The 23875-nt window shown below is 66.2% G+C and carries 21 protein-coding genes; 13 read left to right on the top strand and 8 right to left on the bottom strand.

Features of this window, described 5'->3' with window-relative positions; all coding sequences use genetic code 11:
- Positions 1-35 precede the first annotated feature (35 nt).
- Positions 36-731, bottom strand: a complete 696-nt coding sequence (ccmB, locus tag FJU31_RS03465) for a heme exporter protein CcmB (RefSeq protein ID WP_079222491.1) — start codon at positions 729-731, stop codon at positions 36-38.
- Entirely contained in the window at positions 728-1375 is a 648-nt protein-coding gene (ccmA, locus tag FJU31_RS03460; protein WP_425473623.1) for a heme ABC exporter ATP-binding protein CcmA, read from the bottom strand. Before ccmA ends, ccmB begins: the two co-directional genes overlap by 4 nt.
- A 211-nt stretch (positions 1376-1586) precedes the next feature.
- Here ccmA and FJU31_RS03455 point away from each other — a divergent pair, with 211 nt between their 5' ends.
- The 3 genes from FJU31_RS03455 (at position 1587) to FJU31_RS03445 (ending at position 4108) form a co-directional block, all read left to right on the top strand.
- The gene (locus FJU31_RS03455) at positions 1587-2735 is read left to right on the top strand and encodes a pyridoxal phosphate-dependent aminotransferase (protein ID WP_150453499.1); all 1149 of its coding nucleotides are present in this window, start codon (positions 1587-1589) and stop codon (positions 2733-2735) included.
- A gap of 13 nt (positions 2736-2748) precedes the next feature.
- Positions 2749-3555, top strand: coding sequence for an amidohydrolase (locus FJU31_RS03450; RefSeq protein WP_150453498.1), 807 nt, complete (start codon positions 2749-2751; stop codon positions 3553-3555).
- A gap of 118 nt (positions 3556-3673) precedes the next feature.
- A complete protein-coding gene (locus tag FJU31_RS03445; RefSeq protein ID WP_150453497.1) occupies positions 3674-4108 on the top strand; it encodes a hypothetical protein in 435 nt (144 codons plus the stop codon).
- Between the two features lie 77 nt (positions 4109-4185).
- On the opposite strand, the gene FJU31_RS03440 is transcribed toward FJU31_RS03445, so the two are convergent.
- The 6 genes from FJU31_RS03440 to FJU31_RS03415 form a co-directional block, all read right to left on the bottom strand.
- A complete protein-coding gene (locus tag FJU31_RS03440; protein WP_150453496.1) occupies positions 4186-4431 on the bottom strand; it encodes a protein L in 246 nt (81 codons plus the stop codon).
- 294 nt (positions 4432-4725) lie between these two features.
- Entirely contained in the window at positions 4726-5007 is a 282-nt protein-coding gene (locus FJU31_RS03435; protein ID WP_150453495.1) for a hypothetical protein, read from the bottom strand.
- Between the two features lies 1 nt (position 5008).
- Complete coding sequence (locus FJU31_RS03430) at positions 5009-5374, bottom strand: hypothetical protein (protein WP_188115441.1); 366 nt, start codon at positions 5372-5374, stop codon at positions 5009-5011.
- Between the two features lie 378 nt (positions 5375-5752).
- Positions 5753-7405, bottom strand: a complete 1653-nt coding sequence (locus tag FJU31_RS03425; RefSeq protein ID WP_150453493.1) for a pseudouridine synthase — start codon at positions 7403-7405, stop codon at positions 5753-5755.
- Positions 7398-8279, bottom strand: coding sequence for an SMC-Scp complex subunit ScpB (gene scpB, locus FJU31_RS03420; protein ID WP_150453492.1), 882 nt, complete (start codon positions 8277-8279; stop codon positions 7398-7400). Before scpB ends, FJU31_RS03425 begins: the two co-directional genes overlap by 8 nt.
- 13 nt (positions 8280-8292) lie before the next feature.
- Complete coding sequence (locus FJU31_RS03415; RefSeq protein ID WP_079222484.1) at positions 8293-9198, bottom strand: segregation and condensation protein A; 906 nt, start codon at positions 9196-9198, stop codon at positions 8293-8295.
- A gap of 372 nt (positions 9199-9570) precedes the next feature.
- Here FJU31_RS03415 and FJU31_RS03410 point away from each other — a divergent pair, with 372 nt between their 5' ends.
- The 10 genes from FJU31_RS03410 to FJU31_RS03365 all read left to right on the top strand — a co-directional run bounded on the left by FJU31_RS03410 (position 9571) and on the right by FJU31_RS03365 (position 23428).
- Complete coding sequence (locus FJU31_RS03410) at positions 9571-9870, top strand: YciI family protein (RefSeq protein WP_150453660.1); 300 nt, start codon at positions 9571-9573, stop codon at positions 9868-9870.
- Complete coding sequence (locus tag FJU31_RS03405; RefSeq protein WP_150453491.1) at positions 9867-10142, top strand: BolA family protein; 276 nt, start codon at positions 9867-9869, stop codon at positions 10140-10142. The genes FJU31_RS03410 and FJU31_RS03405 overlap by 4 nt, the downstream gene beginning before the upstream one ends.
- A 148-nt stretch (positions 10143-10290) precedes the next feature.
- Complete coding sequence (locus FJU31_RS03400; RefSeq protein WP_150453490.1) at positions 10291-11328, top strand: LacI family DNA-binding transcriptional regulator; 1038 nt, start codon at positions 10291-10293, stop codon at positions 11326-11328.
- Between the two features lie 74 nt (positions 11329-11402).
- On the top strand, positions 11403-14462 hold the full coding sequence (locus FJU31_RS03395) for a TonB-dependent receptor (protein ID WP_150453489.1): 3060 nt from the start codon (positions 11403-11405) through the stop codon (positions 14460-14462).
- Between the two features lie 248 nt (positions 14463-14710).
- Positions 14711-16315 (top strand): glucoamylase family protein, encoded by a 1605-nt coding sequence (locus FJU31_RS03390; RefSeq protein WP_150453488.1) that lies wholly within the window; start codon positions 14711-14713, stop codon positions 16313-16315.
- 49 nt (positions 16316-16364) lie between these two features.
- Positions 16365-17660 (top strand): sugar ABC transporter substrate-binding protein, encoded by a 1296-nt coding sequence (locus tag FJU31_RS03385; RefSeq protein ID WP_484378221.1) that lies wholly within the window; start codon positions 16365-16367, stop codon positions 17658-17660.
- On the top strand, positions 17657-18538 hold the full coding sequence (locus FJU31_RS03380) for a carbohydrate ABC transporter permease (RefSeq protein ID WP_108769339.1): 882 nt from the start codon (positions 17657-17659) through the stop codon (positions 18536-18538). The genes FJU31_RS03385 and FJU31_RS03380 overlap by 4 nt, the downstream gene beginning before the upstream one ends.
- Positions 18535-19371, top strand: a complete 837-nt coding sequence (locus FJU31_RS03375; protein ID WP_079222477.1) for a carbohydrate ABC transporter permease — start codon at positions 18535-18537, stop codon at positions 19369-19371. The genes FJU31_RS03380 and FJU31_RS03375 overlap by 4 nt, the downstream gene beginning before the upstream one ends.
- A complete protein-coding gene (locus tag FJU31_RS03370) occupies positions 19368-22535 on the top strand; it encodes a discoidin domain-containing protein (RefSeq protein WP_150453486.1) in 3168 nt (1055 codons plus the stop codon). The genes FJU31_RS03375 and FJU31_RS03370 overlap by 4 nt, the downstream gene beginning before the upstream one ends.
- Positions 22536-22537: 2 nt before the next feature.
- Positions 22538-23428, top strand: coding sequence for an endonuclease/exonuclease/phosphatase family protein (locus FJU31_RS03365; RefSeq protein ID WP_150453485.1), 891 nt, complete (start codon positions 22538-22540; stop codon positions 23426-23428).
- Positions 23429-23875 lie beyond the last annotated feature (447 nt).

The raw sequence follows: 23875 nt of genomic DNA, 5'->3' as shown, positions 1-23875 counted from the left end.
GCTATCCAGCAAGGGTGGATTGGCTCTCTGCCCGTTCAACTCAGGGAAATACGGATGGCCGCAGCCGTCGCCAGCGGTGCCAGCAGCAACGCGACCACCAGTCCTGCGCCCAGCATCAGCAGCGCACCCACCGGATCCTGCCCGCGACTGGCCGCCGCCAGGCTGCCCGCACCAAACACCAGCACCGGTACGTACAGCGGCAACGACAGCAACGCTACGAGAATACCAGAGCGCCGGATGCCTACGGTCAGCGCGGCGACCACGCCGCCGATCAGGCTCAGCACCGGCGTTCCCAGCAGCAACGATGCCAGCAACATCGGTAGTTGGTCATGTGGCAGATGCAGCATTTCCGCCAGCAGCGGGCTGACCACGATCAGCGGCAGCGCGGTGGTGGCCCAATGCAGCAGCACGCGCACCAGCACCAGCCAAGCCAGCGGCACGGGTGCCAGCAGCCATTGTTCCAGCGATCCATCCTCTGCATCGGAACGGAACAGCGAATCCAGCGCCAGCTGCCCGGCCAGCAGCACCGCCAGCCACAGCACCGCACCGGCAGTGGCGGCCAGTGGCTGCGGGTCGCGGCCCTGTGCCAGGGCGAACAGCACCACCACCAGCAGGGCGAACAGCACCGGCTGCAGCGCATCGCCACGACGGCGCCACAGCAGGCGCAGGTCGCGCGAAAGCAGGGCGCGGGCGGTCTGCCACAGGCCCGGTTCGGTACCCGGGGCGATCATGCCGCAGCTCCCTGCGTGGTGGCGGGAGGTTGCCCGGGCGCGCGCAGTTCCAGCAGGCGCGTGCGGACCGGCGGTGCGGCATAGGCGCCGTGGGTGGTGACCAGGGCGGCACCGCCGCCGCGCAGGTGGGCCGAAATCATCCGGTTGACCAGGTTGATGCCATCCAGATCGAGGTTGGCGTAGGGTTCGTCGAGCAGCCACAGCGGTGCCGGCGACAGCCAGATGCGGGCCAGCGCCAGGCGCCTTTTCTGCCCGGCCGACAGGTGCCGCACCAGCGTGTCTTCATAACCAGCCAGGCCGACGATGGCCAGCGCGCTGCCGGGCATCTGCTTGGCCCGGCGGCCGTGCAGGCCGCAGAGAAAGTGCAGGTTCTCCAGCGTGTCCAGGTCCGGCTTCAGCGCGGGCAGGTGGCTGAGGTAGGCGACATAGCGGGCGCGTTCGGTGTTGCTGGCCTGCTTGCCGTCGATGCGCACCTTGCCGGCGCCGGGGCGGGCCAGGCCGGCCAGCACGCGCAGCAGGGTGGTCTTGCCGGCACCATTGCCGCCCTGCACCAGCAGGGCCTCGCCGGCATCCACGTGGAAGTCCAGCGGGCCGAACACGGGTTCGTCATTGCGGGAGAAGCTCAGGCCGCTGGCGGCCAGCAATGCTGGGGTGTTCAAGGGGCAGGGGTCTTCGTGCCGGAGTGCGACGGCAATTGTAGCGATGAAACCTGCCCTGGTAGCGCCGGGCCATGCCCGGCGGCCGCAGGGAACATGCAAAGAGCCGCCGGGTATGACCCGGCGCTACCGGTTCAGTCCACGGGCAGGGCGTGGATTTCGTACACTTTCAGTCCTTGTCTCCCCATGCCCCAGGCCGATGCAACCCACCACCAAGCTGCCCAAGGTCGGTACCACGATCTTCACCGTGATGTCCCAGCTCGCCGCCGAACACGGCGCGGTCAACCTGGGCCAGGGTTTCCCGGATTTCTCCGCGCCTCAGCGCCTGATCGACGAAACCACCAAGGCGATGGCCGCCGGCCTCAACCAGTACCCGCCGATGACCGGCGTGGCCCCGCTGCGCCAGGCCATCGCGCAGAAGTCGCTGGACCTGTACGACGCCACCATCGACCCGGACACCGAGATCACCGTCACCAGCGGTGCCACCGAGGCGATCTTCAACGCCATCCACGCCGTGGTGCGTGCCGGCGAGGAAGTAATCGTGCTGGACCCGGCCTACGACTGCTATGAACCGGCCATCGAGCTGGCCGGCGCCATCGCCGTGCACGTGCCGCTGGACCCGCAGACCTTTGCCGTGGACTGGGACCGCGTGCGTGCGGCGATCACCCCGCGCACCCGCATGCTGATGGTCAACACCCCGCACAACCCGTCCGGTGCGATGCTGGACGAGGCCGACATGCAGGCGTTGGCCGACCTGCTGCGTGGCACGCAGATCTACCTGATTTCCGATGAGGTGTACGAACACATCATCTACGACGGCCGCCGCCACGAATCGGCGCTGCGCTACCCGGAACTGCGCGAGCGCACTTTCGTCATCTCGAGCTTCGGCAAGACCTACCACTGCACCGGCTGGAAGATCGGCTACGCAGTGGCGCCGCCGCTGCTGACCGCTGAATTCCGCAAGGTGCACCAGTACAACACCTTCACCAGCTTCGGCCCGGCGCAGTATGGTTTCGCCGCGATGATCCGCGACGAACCGGAGCACCACCTGGAGCTGGGTGCGTTCTACCAGGCCAAGCGCGATCGTTTCCGCGAGCAGCTGGCCAGCACGCGCCTGAAGCCGCTGCCGGTACCGGGTGGCTATTTCCAGCTGGTCGACTACTCGGCCATCAGCGATCTGCCCGACCATGAATTCGTGAAGTGGCTGACCATCGAGAAGGGCGTCACTGCCATCCCGCTGTCGCCGTTCTACGAAACCGCGCCGGTCGGCCAGCGCCTGGTGCGCCTGTGCTTCGCCAAGAACGAAGCGACCCTGGACGCGGCGATCGAACGCCTGCGCCTGCTCTGAGGACGTGACGACCATGCAGGACCTGCGCATTTCCCTCGCCCAGGGCGACACCCGCTGGCACGACCCGGCGGGCAACCGTGACTACTACGGCGCGCTGATGGCGGCGCTGGCCGGCAGCACCGACCTGGTGATCCTGCCGGAGACCTTCACCAGCGGCTTCTCCAACGAGGCCATCGCCCAGGCCGAAGGCATGGATGGCCCGACCGTCGCCTGGGTACGCGAGCAGGCCAAGGCCTTGAACGCCGCGGTGATCGGCAGCGTGCAGCTGCGCGACGGCGAGGGGGTCTACAACCGCCTGCTGTTCGCCACGCCGGACGGCGCGCTGCAGTACTACGACAAGCGCCACCTGTTCCGTTACGGCGGCGAGCACGAGCGCTACGCCGCTGGTCGCGACCGCCTGAGCGTGGAATGGAAGGGCTGGCGGATCAATCCGCAGGTCTGCTACGACCTGCGTTTCCCGGTCTTCTGCCGCAACCGTTACAACGTGGAGCGGGCAGGGCAGATGGATTTCGACCTGCAGATCTTCGTGGCCAACTGGCCGTCGGCGCGTGCCTACGCGTGGAAGACCCTGCTGCGCGCGCGGGCGATCGAGAACCTGTGCTTCGTGGCGGCGGTCAACCGCATCGGCGCGGACGGCAACCAGCTGCACTACGCCGGCGACAGCGCGGTGATCGACTTCCTCGGCCAGCCGCAGGTGGAGATCCGCGAACGCGAGCAGGTGGTCACCACCACCATCTCGGCCGAGGCCTTGGCCGCGCACCGCGCGCGCTTCCCGGCGATGCTCGACGCCGACGCGTTCCACCTGGACGAACGGGCCTGAGAACGGCCTCGGTGTGGCGGCTGAACGCTTGCCACACCGCCTCGCGCGCCTGCATCCACCGTGCACGCGCGCGCTGCTAGATTCGCGGCCAGTCCGACCTGAAGTGGAAGTCCTGCCGATGAACAAGCCCCTAGTCCTGCTGCTGGCGCTGGCCGCAGCCTCCCTGGCCCCGGCGGCACACGCAGGTGGCAACCTCGACTGCCAGCTGCGCTACACCCTGTCCGGCTGGTCGCTGATCTACAAGACCGCCTCGGGCAACGGCACCCTCCAGTGCAGCAACGGTGCGACCATGCCGGTACGCATCCAGCTCAAGGGCGGCGGCCTGACCGTGGGCAAGTCGAAGATCACCAACGGCCGCGGCAGCTTCACCGGCGCGGTGGGCATCGACGAACTGCTGGGCACCTATGCCTCGGTGGGCGCCCACGCAGGCGCGGTGAAATCCAGCAACGCCCAGGTGATGACCAAGGGCGACGTCTCGCTGGCCCTGTCCGGCACCGGCAAGGGTTGGGACCTGGGCGTGGACGGCACCGCCTTCACCATCAGCCGCCGTTGACCACAAAAAAGGGGGACGGAGGGGATCAAGTCGTTTGAGGCACAAACGACTTGATCCCCTCCGTCCCTTTTTCTGTATCAGCCGACCGGGGCGTTGGTACGCACGTTCAGTATCCAGCAGATGCGGCTTTGCCCCGGCAGGTGCGGGTGGTGCGATGGCGGTGGGAATGCCTCGCCCTGGTTGCGGGTGATCTCGCACTTGCAGCCCTTGCAGCGGTAGATGCCGCAGACCGGTGCTTTGGCACCGGGCTCGTAGATCGCCGTCCACCAGCTGTTGCTGGGGTCGACGACCGTCAGGACGGAAGTGCTCGTGTGCCAGGCCATCAACGGTGCCTCGGGTGGGGGGAGGCCTTACCTTAGATGGGTGAAAACGTCACTGAGTTGAACTGCGGCACGAACCGCCCGTTTTCGGACAATTCCTAATCGCGTTGCACCGCAGCGAAGGCACGCCGGGCAAGGTGGGCCTCGGGTGTCAGTCCGCAAGATGCGCGATCTACTGCTGCGCCAACATCCACGCTAGGGTACTGCGGTGCGGCCGGGCAGCGTGGCCACCGTGTCGAACATTGTGTTCGATGCCTTGTGCGCGGTTTAACTCCCTCTGTCCCCTTTTCACCTTATTCATTGTTTCCACTCAGTGGACTTGTGATCCACGGACGCGCGAGGTTGTTCTGCAGTGGACCGTACGAGATCGATGATCGCCTCGATCTCCATGCCCCGTTGATTGGGCTCATCGTCAGAGTCCAGGCCAGTCTCGGAAAGCTCTTGCAGCAATGCATCGATCAGCGATTCACAGTCTTGCTCTTCAAGATATTTGAAGCCATCTTCAGGCAGCCGAAAGCCGTGCTTTGTTGCTATCTCCGCCAAGAGCGGATGCAGGCGGGATGAGGTGGGGCCTTTCATCTCATTTCACCTTTGGGTTTCTCAACCCCTCGTTGTTCCTTGGAATGACTGTTATGACCTTCCCTTCGCTGTTTAGTACTACTTTTGCATTATTTCCGGTATACGCAGTCTTGCCTCCGGCCTGTTCGGCAACCTTCACGGGCTCTCTCACCGCCGAAAGTATTGCCTTTGCAGAGACTCCCCTCCCCCCATCGCGGGAGATCGCCTGATTCAAGCCATGCTTCGTGTATCCCGTGATCTTTCCGGCTACCGCGCCACCTGTACCCGTGACTCCGGTCGCTCCTGCGCCAATCTCGGCCACTGTGGCAACGGTGCCAGGATTCGCCAGTGCGGCCATCCCTATTTCTACCATCACCGGCGCAAGCATTACAAAATTGCAATGACGAGTCTGATGGCGTCAATCCATGCCGGAATCTGCGCAGAATGCGGAGAGGGAATGCAGCGATAGGAGGCCCGGCTACGTGGATCCATGATGCCGGGCTGAATACTGCGGGCTGGCGCCATCACAGGCCAGGGAACACAGCGATTCTCAAGGGTCCAACGCGGCTCGCCTGAGCTTCTCGGCATCAGCCGCCTGGCCTTAACCTGCCAGGACTTGGCCTACTACGGAGTCCGCTGGATGCGCTTCGTTGAGTTGGCGTCAACAAAGCAAAACGCCGCGATCCTGTTAGGATCGCGGCGTTTTTTCCCTAGATAGCAAGGATTACGGACTTTGCCGGGATACTTCTACAGGCACCGTCAGTAATCAACCGCCGCGCGGGCCGCTGCGGCGCGGGCCGCCCGGACCACGGTTGCCGCCGGGGCCGCCCGGGCCACGGTTGCCACCCGGGCCGCCGGGACCACGGTTGCCACCGGGACCACCCGGGCCACGGTTGCCGCCCGGACCGCGATTGCCGCCCGGACGACCGTTGCCTGCCGGACGCGTGCTGCCGTACGGGCTGAAGCCCGGATTGGCATGATCGGACGGGAAGCTCGGGGCGTTGCCCGGATGGCCGTAGGGGTGCTTGTTGCCCTGGCCCTGCGAGCGGTTGCCCGCACCGGCCGGACGACCCTGGCCACCACCGGCGCCACCACGGCCTTCACCGCCGAAGCCGCCGCGACCCTGGCCGCCACCTGCACCGGCACCCGGACCCTTCGGCTTGCCGTACGGACGGCCCTGGCCACCCGCGCCAGCGCCCGGACCACGGGCACCCGGGCCACGCGCGCCCGGACCGGCGTTGCGGTGGCCGCTCGGGCCGGTGCTGACACCGTCCGGCACGTACCAGGTACGGAACGCGGCCGGGTTGCCTTCCGGCAGCGAACGGTCATTCTTCGGCGCACGCTGCTTGAACGGCTTCTGCGACTGCTTGGCGGCTGCTTCGCCGCTGACGGTCAGGCCGCCCTTGAAGCCGCCACCCTTGCCGCCGCGACCACGGCCGCGGTCTTCGCGCACATTGTCGAAGCGACGCAGTTCGCGACCTTCATCGGCGGTGCTGTGGCCGTTGACGTAGGCATTGCCACGACCGCCTTCGCGCACGCGCACGGTGGTCTTGGCAGCGCGACGCTGGCCGATCACCGGCTGCAGGGTCAGTGCCGACGGCGCGCCTTCTTCCAGCTTCAGCTGCGCGCGCAGGGCTTCGACCTGGGCGGTGGGCAGTTCGACCGAATGGCCACGCACCAGTTCGCGCGGCAGGCTGACCTTGCCGTAGCGGGTGCGCTTCAGGCGGCTGACCTGGCAACCCTGCGATTCCCACAGGCGGCGCACTTCGCGGTTGCGGCCTTCCTTCACCACGACGCGGAACCAGTCGTGCGAATCGGTGCCGCCGATGCGTTCGATCTCGTCGAACTTGGCCGGGCCGTCTTCCAGTGCCACGCCACGGGCGAGGCGGTCGACGATGGCGTCGGAGACCTTCTCTTCGCCTTCCGGGGCACGCACGCGCACCACGTACTCGCGCTCGACCTCGAACGACGGGTGCATCATGGCGTTGGCCAGTTCACCGTCGGTGGTGGCCAGCAGCAGGCCGGTGGTGTTGATGTCCAGGCGGCCGATGGCGATCCAGCGCGCGCCCTTCAGCGGCGGCAGGGATTCGAACACGGTCGGGCGGCCTTCGGGATCTTCGCGGGTGGTCACTTCGCCTTCCGGCTTGTTGTAGACCAGCACCCGCGACGGCTCGGCCAGGGCGGTGGCGACGAAGCCACGGCCATCCAGCTCGATCTTGTCGCCGCTCTTGACCGACATGCCGGTCTGCGCGACTTCGCCGTTGACCTTGACCAGGCCTTCGGCGATGCGCTGTTCCAGCGCGCGGCGCGAGCCGAGGCCGGCCTGGGCCAGCACCTTGTGCAGGCGCTCTTCCAGCTTGAACTGTTCGGAGGTGGCTTCGCGCTTCAGCGAGAGCTTGTTACGGGGGGTGTCACTCATCAGTTTTGCTCCGGCCGACGGTTTGGAGGTCGGCCTCTGGTTCGGAATCGGCTTGGTCAACAGCCACGGTCGTCGTCGCGACGGCGTTGTCTTCGCGTTCGTTCACTGGCACCGCGCGCTCGCCCGGCGCGGAATCGGGGTGCCCATCATCGTGGGGCGAAGGTGCTTGCTCATCGGTGGCCGGCGCAGCAGCTGCCGCGTCGACGGAATTCTCGGTGTTGCCATCGCCGCCCTGCAGGCCGGCGTGATCCTTGCCGGCCGCATCGGGGTCGGCGCTGATGTCCGGGCCGGCGGCACCAGCAACGGCGGGACCATCACGGTCCAGCGCCAGCTGCGGTTCCAGCTCGCCCAGGTCTTTCAGTTCCGACAGCGGCGGCAGTTCGTCCAGGCGCTTCAGGCCGAAATAGTCCAGGAAGCCCTTGGTAGTGCCAAACAGCGCCGGCTTGCCGGGCACGTCGCGGTGGCCGACCACGCGGATCCACTCGCGCTCTTCCAGTGCCTGGATGATGTTGCTGCTGACCGCCACGCCGCGCACCTGCTCGATCTCGCCACGGGTGATCGGCTGCCGGTAGGCGATCAGCGCCAGGGTTTCCAGGGTGGCGCGGGTGTAGCGGGTCTTGCGTTCGGTCCACAACCGGCTGATCCAGCCGTGCACTTCGCCGGTCACCTGGTAGCGGAAGCCGGAGGCGACCTCGACCAGCTCCACGCCGCGGCCTTCGCAGCCCTCGCGCAGGCGCTCCAGCGCACGTTCGATGCTGCCCGGCGGTGCCGGTTCCTCTTCCGGGAACAGGTCTTTCAGCTGGGCCAGGGTGAGCGGCTGGCTGGAGGCCAGCAGGGCACCTTCGACAATGCGGTTGATCAGCGTCTGGTCCATCGGCAGTCAGCGCTCACTCGTTTTCATTGGCGGCGTCGTTGTCGTCGAACTCGCTGCTGAACTGCAGCGGGGCGTTGGTGTTGCCGGCGGCCAGGGACTTCACGTAGATCGGCGCCAGCGGTTCTTCCTGGACCAGGTCCAGCAGCTGCTCCTTGGCCAGTTCCAGCACGGCCAGGAACGTGACCAGCACGCCCAGCTTGCCTTCTTCGGCGGTGAACAGCCCTTCAAAGCGGTAGAACCTGCCGTCTTCAAGCCGGCCGAGCACTTCGCCCATGCGCTGCCGCACGCTCAGTGCCTCGCGCTTGATGGCGTGGCCGCTGAACAGCTCGGCGCGCTTGAGCACGTCGTGCAGGGCCAGCAGCATCTCCTTCAGGTCCACCGGCGGCGGCAGCTTCACCGTCGCCCGCTCGGGCATGAAGGCATGCGCCACCGTGGTGTCGCGGTCCTGGCGGGGCAGGGCGTCGATATCCTCGGCAGCCTGCTTGAAACGTTCGTACTCCTGCAGCCGGCGCACCAGCTCGGCACGCGGGTCGGCCTCGTCGCCTTCCTCGCTGACCGGGCGCGGCAGCAGCATGCGCGACTTCACCTCGGCCAGGATGGCGGCCATCACCAGGTACTCGGCGGCCAGCTCGAAACGCAGCTCGCGCATCACGGTGATGTATTCCACGTACTGCCGGGTGATCTCGGCCACGGGGATGTCCAGCACGTCCAGGTTCTGCCGGCGGATCAGATACAGCAGCAGGTCCAGCGGACCTTCAAAGGCATCCAGGATGACTTCCAGCGCATCCGGCGGGATGTACAGGTCCTGCGGAATCTGCAGGACCGGTTGCCCATGCACCACGGCCAGCGGCATTTCCTGCTGCTGGGGGGCGGGCGGCCGGGTTGGCGGGTTCGCGTCGAGCGCGAGTTCGGAAGTCATCTAATGGACAATAGGATTGCAACGGACCAGTCGCGGTGCCGGTTCTGCCGGGCCTTCGCCACGGCGCCGCAGGCACCAGACACGCCGGGATCGGCGCGATTCCACACATATCAAACAGCAGGACGCGCCGCAGGAAAACGGCGGCGACGGAACTACGGGGAGGTCGTCTACGTGGCCCGGCCGGTTGGCCCGGTTCGAAGCAGCGGTACGGTCGTCGGGGGCTGCGGTAGCCGCAAAAACCGACGGGCTGCTGCATCACGCCACGTGCAATGGTGTCTAGGGTACGGCTTTGCCTGGCCAGTGTCCAGCCGGGCCGGTATCGGCGGCCCATTGGCTAGAATCGACGCACCGCAACATGAACGAGGAATGCCCGTGTTCTATGTGATTGAAGGTTACGACGACCAGGATGTGCTGGCGCAGCGGCTGCAGGCCCGGCCCGAGCACCTGGCGCGGCTGCACGCGCTGCGCGACGAGGGACGCCTGCTGCTGGCCGGGCCGTGCCCGGCGATCGACAGCGAGGATCCGGGTCCGGCTGGCTTCAGTGGCTCGGTGGTGATTGCCGCGTTCGACTCGCTGGCGCAGGCCCGCGAGTGGGCCGATGCCGATCCGTATGTGGCCGCGGGCGTCTACACCCGCGTCGAGGTCCGGCCCTTCCGCAAGGTGCTGCCATGAGCGCGCAGCGCATCGATCTAATACGTGTTGCATTGCAGCAAGCGCTGGCGCCGAGCACACTGGAGATCGAAGACGACAGCCATCGCCATGCCGGCCATGCCGGAGCGCGCGACGGACGCGGTCATTTCAACGTGCTGGTGGTGAGCGAGCAGTTCGCCGGCATGGGCCAATTGGCGCGCCATCGCGCCGTGTATGCCGCGCTGGGCGGGCTGATGGAGTCCGATATCCATGCGCTGTCCATCCGCGCCTACACCCTGTCTGAGCAGGGCTGATGGCCTGTCCTGCAAAGTCCTGCCAAGTCCAGGGACAGACCTGTCCACGTCAGATTTCTGTGTCCATCCGGGGACATTCGTCTAACGGAGTGTTTACAAGCGCAGATGGAAACGCTTACATTCCGCGCCAAGCTGGTAGGTCCAAGCCGTGGAGGGCGGCTTCGTGAACAAGGCAGCCATAACAATCAAAGACGTCGCACGAGAAGCCCGGGTCTCCGTGGCCACGGTTTCCCGCGCGCTGAACGGGCATGAGAATGTCGCCGAACCGGTCCGCCAGCTTGTGCTGGAGGTCGCCGCGAGGCTGCGTTACACCCCGCACGCCGCCGCACGCAGCCTGAGCAGCCGCCGTACCAATACGGTGGGCGTGGTGCTGCCTGACCTGTACGGCGAATTCTTCTCCGAGCTGATGCGCGGCATCGACAACGTTGCCCGCAACCGTCGCCAGCACCTGCTGGTGTCCAGCTACCACGGCGATCAGGTACAGCAGGGCGCCGCCCTGCGTGCCATGCGCGGCCGCGTCGATGGCCTGCTGGTGCTCTCGCCCTATGCCGAGAGCCCTGGCTTCCTCACCGACAACCTGCCGCAGTCGCTGCCCACGGTCCTGATCAACACCTATCTGCCGGGGCAGGATCACCCGGTCCTGAGCATCGACGATCACGCCGGTGCGATGGCCATGACCCGCCACCTGCTCGATGCCGGCCACCGCCGCATCGCGTTCATTTCTGGCCCGGACCTCAACTTCGACGCGCGCGAGCGCCTGCGTGGCTTCCGCGACGCGCTGGCGGCTTTTGGCAAGGGCGCCGAAGGCATCGAGTTGCCCGGTGATTTCGACGAAGCTTCCGGCCATCGCGCCGGTCAGGAGATGCTGGCAGCCGGCGCGCTGCCCGATGCCGTATTCGCCGCCAACGACATGATGGCCCTGGGTTGCCTGTATGCCTTCGCGCAGGCAGGCATCCACGTGCCCACCGATGTCGCCCTGGCGGGTTTCGATGACATTCCACTGGCGCGGTTTGTACACCCCTCGTTGACCACCATGCAGGTCAGTATCGCCGAGTTGGGCGATAGGGCGATGACGCGTCTGATGCAGTTGATGGACGGCAACACCCCCGATTCGGCAGGTGACAAGCAGACGCTTGTTCCCCGCCTCATCGTTCGCGATTCCACTACTCCGCCATCGGGCCATTGAAGCCAGAGGCGTTCCTTCTTTTGATTGATCGCAGGTACCGCATCCGCGGATACCGCCACCCGGAGATTGAGTTGATGATGCATTCCACGATCCGCATGCCGGCCCGCCGGCTGCTGAGCACCGCCCTGGTCAGCTGCCTGATGCTGGCCGCCGCCCCGAACGTCATGGCGCAGTCGGCCAACGCCAGCCTGCGCGGCCAGGTGGCCGGCGCCCAGGCCGGTTCGGAAGTCACCGCGACCAACGTTGCCACCGGTACCGTCCGTCGCGGCACCGTGCGCGCCGATGGCACCTATTCGCTGATGGGCCTGGATCCGGGCACCTATGACGTGGCTGCCAACGGCCAGACCCAGAAGGTCACCGTCACCGTCGCCTCGACCTCCACGCTGAACTTCAGCGAGGCCGCTGCCGGCGGTACGTCGGGTGGCAGCGCCGCGACCAACCTGGATACCGTCAACGTCGTTGCGCCGACCCTGCTGCAGGAAGTGCGCACCTCCGAAGTCGGCAAGACCGTCAGCCTGCAGCAGATCCAGACCACCCCGCAGGTGTCGCGCAACTTCCTGGAGTTCGCCGATGCGGTGCCGGGCCTGATCTTCACCCGTGATGCCAAGGGCAACACCTCGCTGCGCGGCGGCGCCACCAACTCCGATGGCACCAACGTCTACATCGACGGCGTGGGCCAGAAGAGCTACGTCAAGGGTGGCGGCGTGGCCGGACAGTCCGGCAGCGCCGGCAACCCGTTCCCGCAGCTGGCGATCGGCGAATACAAGGTCATCAGCGGCAACTACAAGGCCGAGTACGGCCAGGTGTCGAGCGCCGCAGTGACCGCTGCAACCAAGTCCGGTACCAATGAATTCAAGGGTGAGGCGTTCTACCGCTACACCGACGAAGACATGCGCGCCAAGACCCCGGCCGAGCGCCAGGGCGGCAAGGACAAGATGGTCTCGGCCGAGAAGGAATACGGCTTCGCCCTGGGCGGCCCGATCATCCAGGACAAGGCGCACTTCTTCGTGACCTACGAAGCCAAGCGCTTCGACCTGCCGGTCACCATCGCGCCGGACGGTGCCGTCACCGGCGCCGCCAGCCTGCTGCCGCCGGCCGGCGCCGCCGGCCTCGGCCCGGCCAGCCAGCCGTTCCAGCAGGACCTGATCTTCGGCAAGATCGACTTCGAGCCGACCGACAACGACCGCATCGAGCTGACCTTCCAGGACCGCGACGAAACCCAGTCGCAGTTCAGTGGCCAGACCTCGCCGGAAGCCGGCCGTGAAGTGGTCAACACCGACCGTCGTTACGCCCTGCGCTGGAACCACAGCGGCGAGCGTTTCTACAACGAAATGATGGTCACCCACGAGGACTCGTTCAACAACCCGACCCCGCTGACCCTGGCCAACGGCATCACCTACACCGCACCGGACGGCACTGAAGACCGCACCATCGTCAAGATCGGTGGCGCCTCTGCGCTGGATTCGCAGGTGAAGGGCCAGAAGGGCTGGTCGATCGAAGACAACCTGACCCTGGACGGCATCCAGTGGGCCGGCGACCACACCATCAAGATGGGCGTGAAGTACAAGGCGATCGACCTGTACGCCTCCGATGCGGCGCAGATCAACCCGACCTTCACCTACAGCCTGGGCGATCCGGACTTCCCGGATTCCATCCCGTACAAGGCGCAGTTCGTCAAGCCGGTGACCGGCGTGTCGGGCGTGTCCGGTGAAGTGCGTTCGAAGTCCAAGCAGTACGGCGTGTTCATCCAGGACGACTGGCAGGTCAACGACCACCTGCAGGTCAACCTCGGCCTGCGCTGGGATTACGAGAAGACCCCGTCCTACCTCGATTTCGTGACCCCGCAGCAGGTGGTCGACGCGATCTACTCGCAGGATCCGCGCGCCCCCGCCGGCCAGACCTACGCCGATTCGCTGGCACTGGGCGGCCTGGACATCAGCGATTACATCAGCAACGGCCACAACCGCAAGGCGTTCAAGGACGCCTGGCAGCCGCGCCTGGGCTTCTCGTATGACATCAACGCCGACGAGCAGCACGTGATCCACGGTGGTGCCGGCCGTTCGTACGACCGCGATCTGTTCGACAATCTGCAGCTGGAAACCACCAAGCTGGCCCTGCCGCAGCCGACCATCTACTTCCGCAACCCGGCCACCGGCACCTGCATCAACGGCCAGGCCGCCTGCTATGACTGGAACCCGAACCTGCTCAACGGCATCGGCAACCTGCAGGCCCTGGTCGGTTCGACCAGCAATGCCGGCCTGGAAGTCGACCTGCTCAACAACAAGCTGAAGGCGCCGTACTCGGACCAGTTCAGCCTGGGCATGAGCAACCAGATCGGTGACTGGCTGACCGACGCCACCATCGCCCGCACCCTGAGCTACGACGGCTTCGCCTTCACCCTGGGCAACCGTTACCCGACCGGCCAGTTCTTCGATGACCCGCGCCTGTGCGGTGGCACCGAGCCGGGCCTGAGCCAGGCCTGGAGCTGCAACGTGCCGGGCTTCGGCAGCCTGATCATCGGCCAGCAGGGCATCAAGACCCGTGCGACCCAGGTCCTGCTGTCGGCGCAGAAGCCGTTCACCAAGGAAAGCGGCTGGGGCACCTCGATCGCCTACACCTGGACGACCGCGCGCCACAACCGCGACATCAACGAGAAGTACGCCTTCGATCGCGGCCTGATCGAGGATTACCCGACCATCCGTTCCAACGGTGCACCGCGCCACCGCCTGGTGGTGACCGGTTCGTACGCTGGCTTCTGGGGCATCACCTTCGGTGGCAAGATCACCCTGGCCACCCCGACCGCCGTCAACGACTGGTACCCGGTGCCGCAGGCCAGTGGCTACGACCTGCCGACCCCGCAGGCCGCCGTGCCGAACGCCAACGGCAAGTTCCTGCTGGGTGGCAAGATCTTCGGCTACCGTTCGGTCGACCTGCAGGCGACCAAGACGTTCAAGATGCCGGGTGACACCGAGATGTACGCGCGTATCGACATCATCAACGTGTTCAACTTCGACAACTTCTCCACCTACAACTACGTCAAGACCAACGGCAAGCTGCAGGCCAGCTACAACGAGACCGGCGACATCATCGGTACTCCGCGCCAGGTCAAGGCCGAAGTGGGCTTCCGCTTCTAAGCCGTGATGTAGGCAACACCCCGATGCCAGTGGTCCGCCGCTGGCATCGGGGCCTGGCAATGGCCGGTCCCTGCGGCCGGTCCATTGTCCAGCCCCCTGCGCCGTAACGATGACGGGGCAGGGGACTGGGCAATGGCAGCAGTTCCGCGACCACGCTGCGTGGTTTTTTTTGAGTTCGGTTTGTAAACGATTTCAGGCTATTGGACGTTATGCTTTCCGATCGATCAGTTTTCCGGAGGACCCGCGCCATGCAGGCACGCCACCTGTTGACCGCCGCTGCGATGACCCTGGCCATTGCCGCCTGCAAACCGGCCCAGCAGGAGCCTGCCAAGCCGAAGCCGCCGGTGATCCTGCTGGAAGCCGATGCGCCGCCGCGGCCGATGAAGCCGGAACTGCCGCCGCTGTTCGATGACATCGAGCGCCGCACGTTCCAGTTCTTCTGGGACACCACCAACGAACTCAACGGCTTGACCCCGGACCGCTTCCCGTCGCGTCCCTTCGCCAGCATCGCCTCGGTCGGCTTCGCCCTGACCGCGTACCCGATCGGCATCGAGAACGGCTGGGTCAGCCGCAACCAGGCGATCGACCGCACCCTGACCACGCTGAAGTTCTTCCGCGACGTGCCGATGGGCCCGCAGCGCACCGGCAAGGCCGGCTACAAGGGCTTCTATTACCACTTCCTGGACATGCAGGAAGGCCGTCGCTACGACAGCTGGGTCGAGCTGTCCTCGGTCGACACCGCGCTGCTGATGATGGGCGTGCTGTTCGCCCAGTCGTACTACGACGGCGATGACCCGCGCGAGAAGGAAATCCGGCAGATCGCCGACCAGCTGTACAAGCAGGTCGACTGGCCGTGGCTGCAGCAGCGTGCGCCGCTGGTCTCGATGGGCTGGTTCCCCGAGAGCGGCTTCATCGACCACGACTGGATGGGCTACAACGAGGCGATGATGGTCTACATCCTCGCCCTGGGCTCGCCCAGCCATCCGGTCAGCCCGGATGCGTGGACGGTGTGGACGCGTACCTACGACAACGACTGGGGCGTCTACCAGGGCCAGGAATACCTGTCCTTCGGGCCGCTGTTCGGCCACCAGTACAGCCACGTCTGGATCGATTTCCGCGACATCCAGGATGCCTACATGCGCGAGCGTGGCAGCACTTACTTCCTCAACAGCCGCTCGGCCGCGCTGGCACACCGCGAGTACGCCATCGCCAACCCGATGCAGTGGAAGGACTACGGCGAGAACGTGTGGGGCCTGACCGCCAGCGACGGCCCGCAGAACACCACCCAGGAGTACCGCGGCGAGCAGCGCCAGTTCCGCCATTACTCCTCGCGCGGCGCCGGCCTGCGCGAGAACTTCGATGACGGCACCATCGCCCCGACCGCGGCGATCTCCTCGATCGTGTTCGCGCCCGAGGAAGTGATCCCGGCCACGCTGGAGATGCACAAGCGCTACGGCGACTACATCTATTCCAGCTACGGTTTCCTGGATTCGTTCAACCCGAGCTTCAACTACGACATCCCGATCAAGACCGGCCGCATGGTGCCGGACCGCGGCTGGGTGGCCAGCGATTACATCGCCATCGACCAGGGCCCGATCCTGACGATGATCGCCAACTACCGCAACGACTTCGTCTGGGAAGTGATGAAGAAGAACCCGTACATCCGCAAGGGCCTGGAACGGGCCGGTTTCAGCGGTGGCTGGCTGGCCCCGGAAGGGTCGTTCCAGCCGCTGGTGCTGGAGAAGGATGAGAAGGCCGCGGCGGCACGTGCGGTCGGTATCGCAGAATCACGCGCGGCTGCCGCGCAGGAACAGAAGAACAATGCCAACCGCAACTCGGGCCAGGGGAAGTAACAAGGTGCACGATTGGATTGACCGCCTGCGACGCTGGGCCCTGCCTGCGATGGCCGCACTGGCCATGGTCGGCTGCGCGCGCACCGAGCAGGGCACCACCACGGTCCGCTTCTGGGCGATGGGCCGCGAAGCCGAAGTGGTCAGCGAACTCATCCATGAATTCGAGGCCGAGAACCCCGGCATCAAGGTGGATGTGCAGAACATCCCCTGGACGGCCGCGCACGAGAAGCTGCTGACCGCGTTCGCCGCCGACGGCCTGCCCGATGTCTGCCAGCTCGGCAACACCTGGGTGCCCGAGTTCGCCGAGCTCAACGCGCTGACCCCGCTGCAGCCTTTCGTGCAGCATTCGTCCGTCGTCGATCCGCAGGACTATTTCCAGGGCATCTGGGATACCAACGTGATCCATGGCGAGCTGGTGGGCGTGCCGTGGTACGTCGATACCCGCCTGATCTACTACCGCAAGGACCTGCTGGCGCAGGCCGGCTTCGACCATCCGCCGCGTACCTGGGCGGAGTGGGACGCGCAGATGGCCGCGATCAAGAAGATGCAGGGGCCGAACCGCTATGCGGTGCTGATGCCGATCAACGAGTTCGAGCAGCAGCTGTCGCTGGCCCTGCAGCAGCCCGATCCGCTGCTGCGCGACGACGACACCCGCGGCAACTTCTCCAGCCCCGGCTTCCGTCGCACCCTGGCCTTCTACGGCAACATGTTCGAGCAGGGCTGGGCGCCGAAGATGTCCGAGACGCAGATCTCCAACGTGTGGGATGAGTTCTTCCGCGGCTTCAACGTGTTCTACATCTCCGGTCCCTGGAACATCCGCGAGTTCAAGAAGCTGCAGCCCAGGGAACTGGAAGGGAAGTGGGGCACGGCCGCCCTGCCGGGCCCGGACGGTCCGGGCGCTGGCATCGCCGGTGGCACCAGCCTGGTGATCTTCCGCAAGTCGCAGCAGAAGGAAGCCTCGTGGAAGCTGATCGAGTTCCTGTCGCGCCCGGAAATCCAGGCCCGCTTCCATTCCATCATCGGTGACCTGCCGCCGCGTCGCAGCACCTGGAACGCCCCGTCGCTGGCCAACGATCCGCTGGCCGCTGCGTTCCGTGACCAGCTGGAGCGCGTCAAGCCGACGCCGAAGGTGCTCGAATGGGAGCGCATCGTGCAGGAAATGCGCATCGTCACCGAAAAGGTGGTGCGTGGCGGCATGCCGCAGGACAAGGCCGTGGAAGAGCTGGACCAGCGCGTGGACAAGGTGCTGGCCAAGCGCCGCTGGATGCATGAACAACAACGCCTGCAGCGCAGCGATGCCCCTTCGGCCTCGACCAGTGCAGTCGCGGCCGGGAGCCCGCAATGAAACGTTCGTCCCTCGCCGGCTGGATCTTCGCCGGCCCCTCGCTGCTCGTGCTGGGCGTGTTCTTCGGCCTGCCGGTCGCCTCGGCGCTCGCCCTGAGCGTGACCGACTTCGACCTGTATGCGCTGGCTGACGGCGCCAACCTGCGCTTCGTCGGGCTGGGCAACTACATCGACCTGCTGCAGACGCCGATGTTCTGGAAGTCGCTGTGGAACACCACGTACTTCGTGGTGATCGGCGTCCCGCTGTCGATCAGCGTGTCGCTGGGCGCGGCGATGCTGCTCAATGCGCCGGCCGCCCGCTTCAAGGCGCTGTTCCGCACCGCGCTGTTCGCCCCGGTGGTGACCACCCTGGTGGCGGTGGCGGTGATCTGGCGCTACCTGTTCCACACCAGCTATGGCCTGGTGAACTACGGCCTGGGCCACATCGGCATCAGCCCGATCGACTGGCTGGGCGACCCGAACTGGGCGATGCCCACCATCATGCTGTTCGCCGTGTGGAAGAACTTCGGCTACAACATGGTGATCTTCCTGGCCGGCCTGCAGGCCATCCCGCATGACCTGTACGAGGCCGCGCGCATCGACGGCGCCTCGCGCTGGAAGCAGTTCCTGCACATCACCCTGCCGATGCTCGGCCCGGTGCTGCTGGTGGTCGGCGTCATTACCGTGTCCGGCTACTTCCAGCTGTTCGCCGAGCCGTACGTCATGACCCGCGGCGACCCACTGCAGAGCACCGTCAGCGTGCTGTATTTCATGTTCGAGGAAGGCTTCAAGTGGTGGAACCTTGGACGCGCCTCTGCCGTGGCGTTCCTGCTGTTCCTGATCATCCTGGCGGTGACCACCGTGATGCTGCGTTTCGGCCGCAAGAGGCAGTTGGTATGAGTCGTGAGATCGGCCAGTCGCGCTGGCACCCGTGGATGATCAATGGCGCGTTGCTGGTGCTGGCCCTGGTCAGCCTGGCACCGCTGTTGTGGATGCTCTCGGTGTCGTTCATGCCGCAGGGTGAGGCGACCCATTTCCCGCCTCCGCTGCTGCCTTCGCACGTCACCACCCACAACTACACCGAGCTGTTCGCACGCACCGGCATGGGCGGCAACTTCGCCAACAGCCTGCTGGTGTCGGTGGCGATCACCTTCGGTTCGCTGCTGCTCAACACCATGGCCGGCTATGCCTTCGCCAAGCTGAACTTCGTCGGCCGTGAACGCCTGTTCCAGGTGCTGATGGCCGCGCTGGTGATCCCGGCGCAGGTGGCGATGCTGCCGCTGTTCCTGCTGATGAAGCAGCTGGGCCTGGTCAACAGCTTCGGCGGCGTGATCGTGCCGGCGCTGGCCAGCGTGTTCGGCATCTTCCTGGTCCGCCAGTACGCCCGTTCCATCCCTGACGAGCTGCTGGAAGCAGCCCGCATCGACGGGGCAGGGGAGCTGCGCATCTTCTTCCAGATCGTGCTGCCGATGCTCAAGCCGGTGCTGGTGACCCTGGCGATCTTTACTTTCATGGGCGCGTGGAACGATTTCATGTGGCCGTTGATCGTCCTGACCGACCAGGAGCACTACACTTTGCCGGTGGCGCTGGCCACCCTCTCGCGCGAACACATCATGGACGTGGAAATGATGATGGCCGGCGCGGTGGTCACCGTGGTCCCGGTGCTGGCCCTGTTCCTGGTCCTGCAGCGGTACTACATCCAAGGTCTGTTGCTGGGGAGTGTCAAGGGATGAAGCGTGCGATCGCCGTTGGATTGGGCCTGTTGTGGACCTCCCTGGCGATTGCCGCACCACCGGCGCTGCCGGCGCCCAAGGTGCTGGATGACTTCGATGACATCAATGCATGGAAGCTTGTGCTGTCCGACCAGGTCAGCGGTTCGCTGCGGTCGGTCAGCGGCGCCGGCGGCGGCCGCGCGCTGTGCCTGGATTACGACTTCCACAAGGTCTCAGGCTATGTGGGCATCCGTCGTGCGCTGAACATCGAGTACCCGGCCAATTACCGCTTCGGATTCCAGCTGCGCGGTGATTCCCCGCGTAACGACCTGCAGTTCAAGCTGATCGATGCCAGCGGCGACAACGTCTGGTGGGTCAACCGCCCCGGCTACAGCTTCAACAAGCCCTGGACGCCGGTGGAATACCGCCGCCGGCAGATCGACAAGGCCTGGGGCCCCTCGGCCGAAAAGGAGATGGCGCGCAGCGCGGCGGTCGAGTTCACGATCTACAGCAAGGTCGGTGGCCGCGGCACCGTGTGCTTCGACAAGCTGACCCTGCAGGGCCTGCCGCCGCAGGACGACTCGGCGCTGATGCCGTCGGTGATCGCCGATACGGCCACCGCGCTGCAGGACCGCATGATCGACGGCAAGAGCGATACGTTCTGGGTCAGCGGCGGGGTCAAGCAGCAGACCATCAGCCTGGACCTGCACAAGAGCCGCGAGATCGGCGGCGCGGTGATCGACTGGCTGCCCAACCTGGAGGCGACCCGCTATACGGTGCGTACCTCCGAGGACGGCCGCGACTGGCGTACGGTGCGTGAAGTCACCGGCGGCGCGGGCGGCCGCGACTGGCTGGCGCTGCCCGATACCGATGCGCGCTACGTGCGCTTCGACCTGGAAGACGGGCCGAACTGGCGCTATGCGATCCGCGATATCGCGCTGAAGCCGCTGGCGTTCGCGGCCACGCCCAATGCCTTCCTGTCCTCGGTCGCCGCCGACCTGCCGCGCGGTGCGCTGCCGCGGGCCTACGTGGGCGAGCAGCCGTACTGGACCCTGCTTGGCCTCGATGGCGGCCAGGAACAGGCCCTCATCAGCGAGGATGGTGCGCTGGAGCCGGCCAAGGGCAGCTTCAGCATCGAGCCGTTCATCCGCCTGGACGGCAAGCTGCTGGACTGGTCCAGCGTGGCCACCACGCAGTCGCTGCAGGACCGTTACCTGCCCATCGCCACGGTCGACTGGGTGCATGAGAAGGCCGGCCTGTCGGTGACCAGTTTCGTGCAGGGCACGCCCGAGCGCGCCCAGCTGATCGGCCGCTACCGCCTGAGCAACCCGGACAAGGTCGCCCACGAATACACCCTGGCGCTGGCGATCCGGCCCTGGCAGGTCAACCCACCGACCCAGTTCCTCAACACCACTGGTGGCTTCAGCCGCATCGAAGCGCTGGACGTGGGCGAGCAGCTGGTGCGCGTCAACGGCGAACCGCGCATCTACCCGTTGCAGGCTCCGGACGCACGCTTCGCCACCACGTTCGACGGCAAGCTGGATGCGATGCACCTGGCCTCGGGCAAGTTCCCGGCGACCACGGCGGTGAAGGATTCCACGGGCCTGGCCTCCGGCGCCCTGCTGTACACGATCAAGCTCGAACCCGGGCAGAGCCGCGAGGTGGCCGTGGTGCTGCCGCAGACCGGCGGCTGGAAGCCGCAGGCGCTGGACGTGGCCAAGGCACAGCAGCAGGTCGCGGCGATGTGGCGCGACAAGCTGGGCGTGGTCAGCCTGCAGGTGCCTGCGGCGGGCCAGCCGCTGGTGGAAACCCTGCGGACCGCGGTCGCGCACATGCTGATGTCGCGCGTCGGCCCGCGCCTGCAGCCGGGTACGCGTTCATATGCACGCAGCTGGATCCGCGATGGCGCGATGATTTCCGAAGGCCTGTTGCGCATGGGCCGCAGCGATGCCGTACGCGATTACGTGACCTGGTATGCGCCGTTCCAGTTCGACAACGGCAAGGTGCCATGCTGCGTCGATGCTCGCGGCAGCGACCCGGTGCCGGAGAACGACAGTCATGGCGAGCTGATCTACAACATCGCCGAGTACTGGCGGTACACCGGCGACGGCACCTTCCTGGAGCTGATGTGGCCGCACGTGCAGGGTGCCTACAACTACATGGAGCAGCTGCGCGCCAGCGAGCGCACCGAAGAGAACCGCGCGCGCAATCCCGCCTTCTACGGGATGATGCCGGCCTCGATCAGCCACGAAGGCTATTCGGCCAAGCCGATGCACTCGTACTGGGACAACTTCTGGGCGCTGCGCGGCTACAAGGATGCCGCGCAGGTGGCTGCCCAGCTGGGCAAGCTTGAAGCCATGCAGATCAGCGGGTCGCGCGACCAGTTCCGCGACGACCTGCAGGCTTCGCTGCTGTCGGCCATGCAGCAGCACAGGATCGACTACCTGCCGGGCTCGGCCGAGCTGGGTGATTTCGATGCCACCTCCACCACCATCGCGCTGGCGCCGGGCGGCGAACAGGGCCGGTTGCCGCAGGAAGCGCTTGAGGCGACCTTCGAGCGCTACTGGACCGAGTTCGTCGCGCGCCGTGATGGCAAGCGCGAATGGAAGGATTACACGCCCTACGAGTGGCGCAACGTGGCGGCCTTCGTGCGCCTGGGCTGGCGCGACCGTGCCTGGCAGGCCACCCAGTTCTTCTTCAAGGACCGCGCGCCGCAGGCCTGGAACCAATGGGCCGAAGTGGTCTCGCGCACGCCGCGCAAGCCGTTCTTCGTCGGTGACCTTCCGCATGCCTGGGTGGCGTCCGACTTCGTTCGCTCGGCACTGGACATGTTCGCCTACAACCGCGACGCCGATGAGGCGCTGGTGCTGGCTGCGGGTATTCCCACCGCCTGGTTCCAGGGGGATGGCATCGCGGTACAGGGCCTGCGCACGCCGCAGGGCCAACTTAATTACCGCCTGCAGCGCAGTGACAAGCAGCTGGTGCTGGACCTGCAGCCGGGCCTGGTGCCGCCGCCGGGTGGCGTCGTGCTGCCGTGGCCGTACAGCGGCGAACCGGGTGCGGCCACCATCAATGGCGAGCCGGCCGAGTGGAGCAACCGCGAGCTGCGCGTGCACCAGCTGCCGGCGCGGATCGAGATCGACGTGCCAAGCGCGGTGCGTCGCGCAGAACGCAAGGGGCAGTAAGCATGGCGTTGAAGCAGGGGAGGGCGCGCGTGGCAGTGCGCGCCCTGGGGCTGGCCATCGCGTTGGCGTTGCCGGGGTTGGCCATGGCGCAGCCATCGGGTGAACCCGCCGTTGCGGAGGTATCGACCGAGCCCGGCATGGGCATGGTGACCTTCAACCTCCACCATGACCGCGAGGACTGGCCGACCCGGCGGCGCACGATCGTCGCTGAGCTCAAGCGCCTGCAGCCCGATGCCATCGCCCTGCAGGAAGTGATCCAGCGCCGCGACGTGCGCAACCAGGCACAGTGGCTGGCCAGCCAGCTCGGCTACAAGTACGTCTTCGTTTCCACCGATCCGGTGGGTGCGCCAAAGCGCTACGGCAACGCGCTGCTGACCCGGCGCCCGATCCTGGCCCACGGCGAGCACCTGCTGCAGCCGCTGGATGACTACCGCACCGTGGCCCATCTGCGCATCGACGTGGACGGGCAGCCGGTGAACGTCTATGCCACGCATCTGAACGAGCGCAGCGACGAGCAAGGCCAGGGAATCCGCCGCAGCCAGGTGGAAGACCTGCTGCGCTACATCACCGAAACCTCGGCCGGTGCGCCGGTGGTGATCGCCGGTGACTTCAACGCACTGGTGGATGCAGGCGACCTCAGCGAGCTGCGCAGCCATTACGGCGACAGCTACGGCAGCGTGCACGTGAACACCGACCTCGCCGGCGTCAGCACCTTGAACCGGCACTATTACCAGGCGCCCTCGCGCATCGACCACATCTTCTTCCAGCAGGACCGGATGGTCGCGCGCGAAGCGAAGATCCTGTTCGACCAGCCCGACGACAGCGGTCGCTGGGCGTCCGATCATTACGGGGTTTGGACCCGCCTGCAGTTCGCCCCGGCCGAGCGCCGTTAGCCGCCAACCTTGGTTGGCGCGGGCGCGTCCGCGTGCGTTGAATCAACGGCGCTCTGGTAGGTGCCAACCTTGGTTGGCACGGCGTGTCCGCGCGCGTTGATTCGACGGCGCCAACCAAGGTTGGCATCTACCGGGGCGGTGCCCGTGCTCCGGCCAGGCCTGCGTGCATTGAATCGACGGTGTTATGGTAGGTGCCAACCTTGGTTGGCACGGGCGTGTCCGCGTGCGTTGAATCAACGGCGCCAACCAAGGTTGGCATCTACCGGGGCGGTGCCCGTGCTCCGGCCAGGCCTGCGTGCATTGAATCAACGGTGGTATGGTAGGTGCCAACCTTGGTTGGCACGGGCGTGTCCGCGTGCGTTGATTCGACGGCGCCAACCAAGGTTGGCATCTACCGGGGCGGTGCCCGTGCTCCGGCCAGGCCTGCGTGCATTGAATCGACGGTGT

It is taken from the genome of Stenotrophomonas cyclobalanopsidis, assembly GCF_008710035.1.
Taxonomy (GTDB): domain Bacteria; phylum Pseudomonadota; class Gammaproteobacteria; order Xanthomonadales; family Xanthomonadaceae; genus Stenotrophomonas; species Stenotrophomonas cyclobalanopsidis.
Note: the sequence above shows the minus strand (reverse complement) of the source record. Positions and strands in the feature narration are given on the sequence as shown.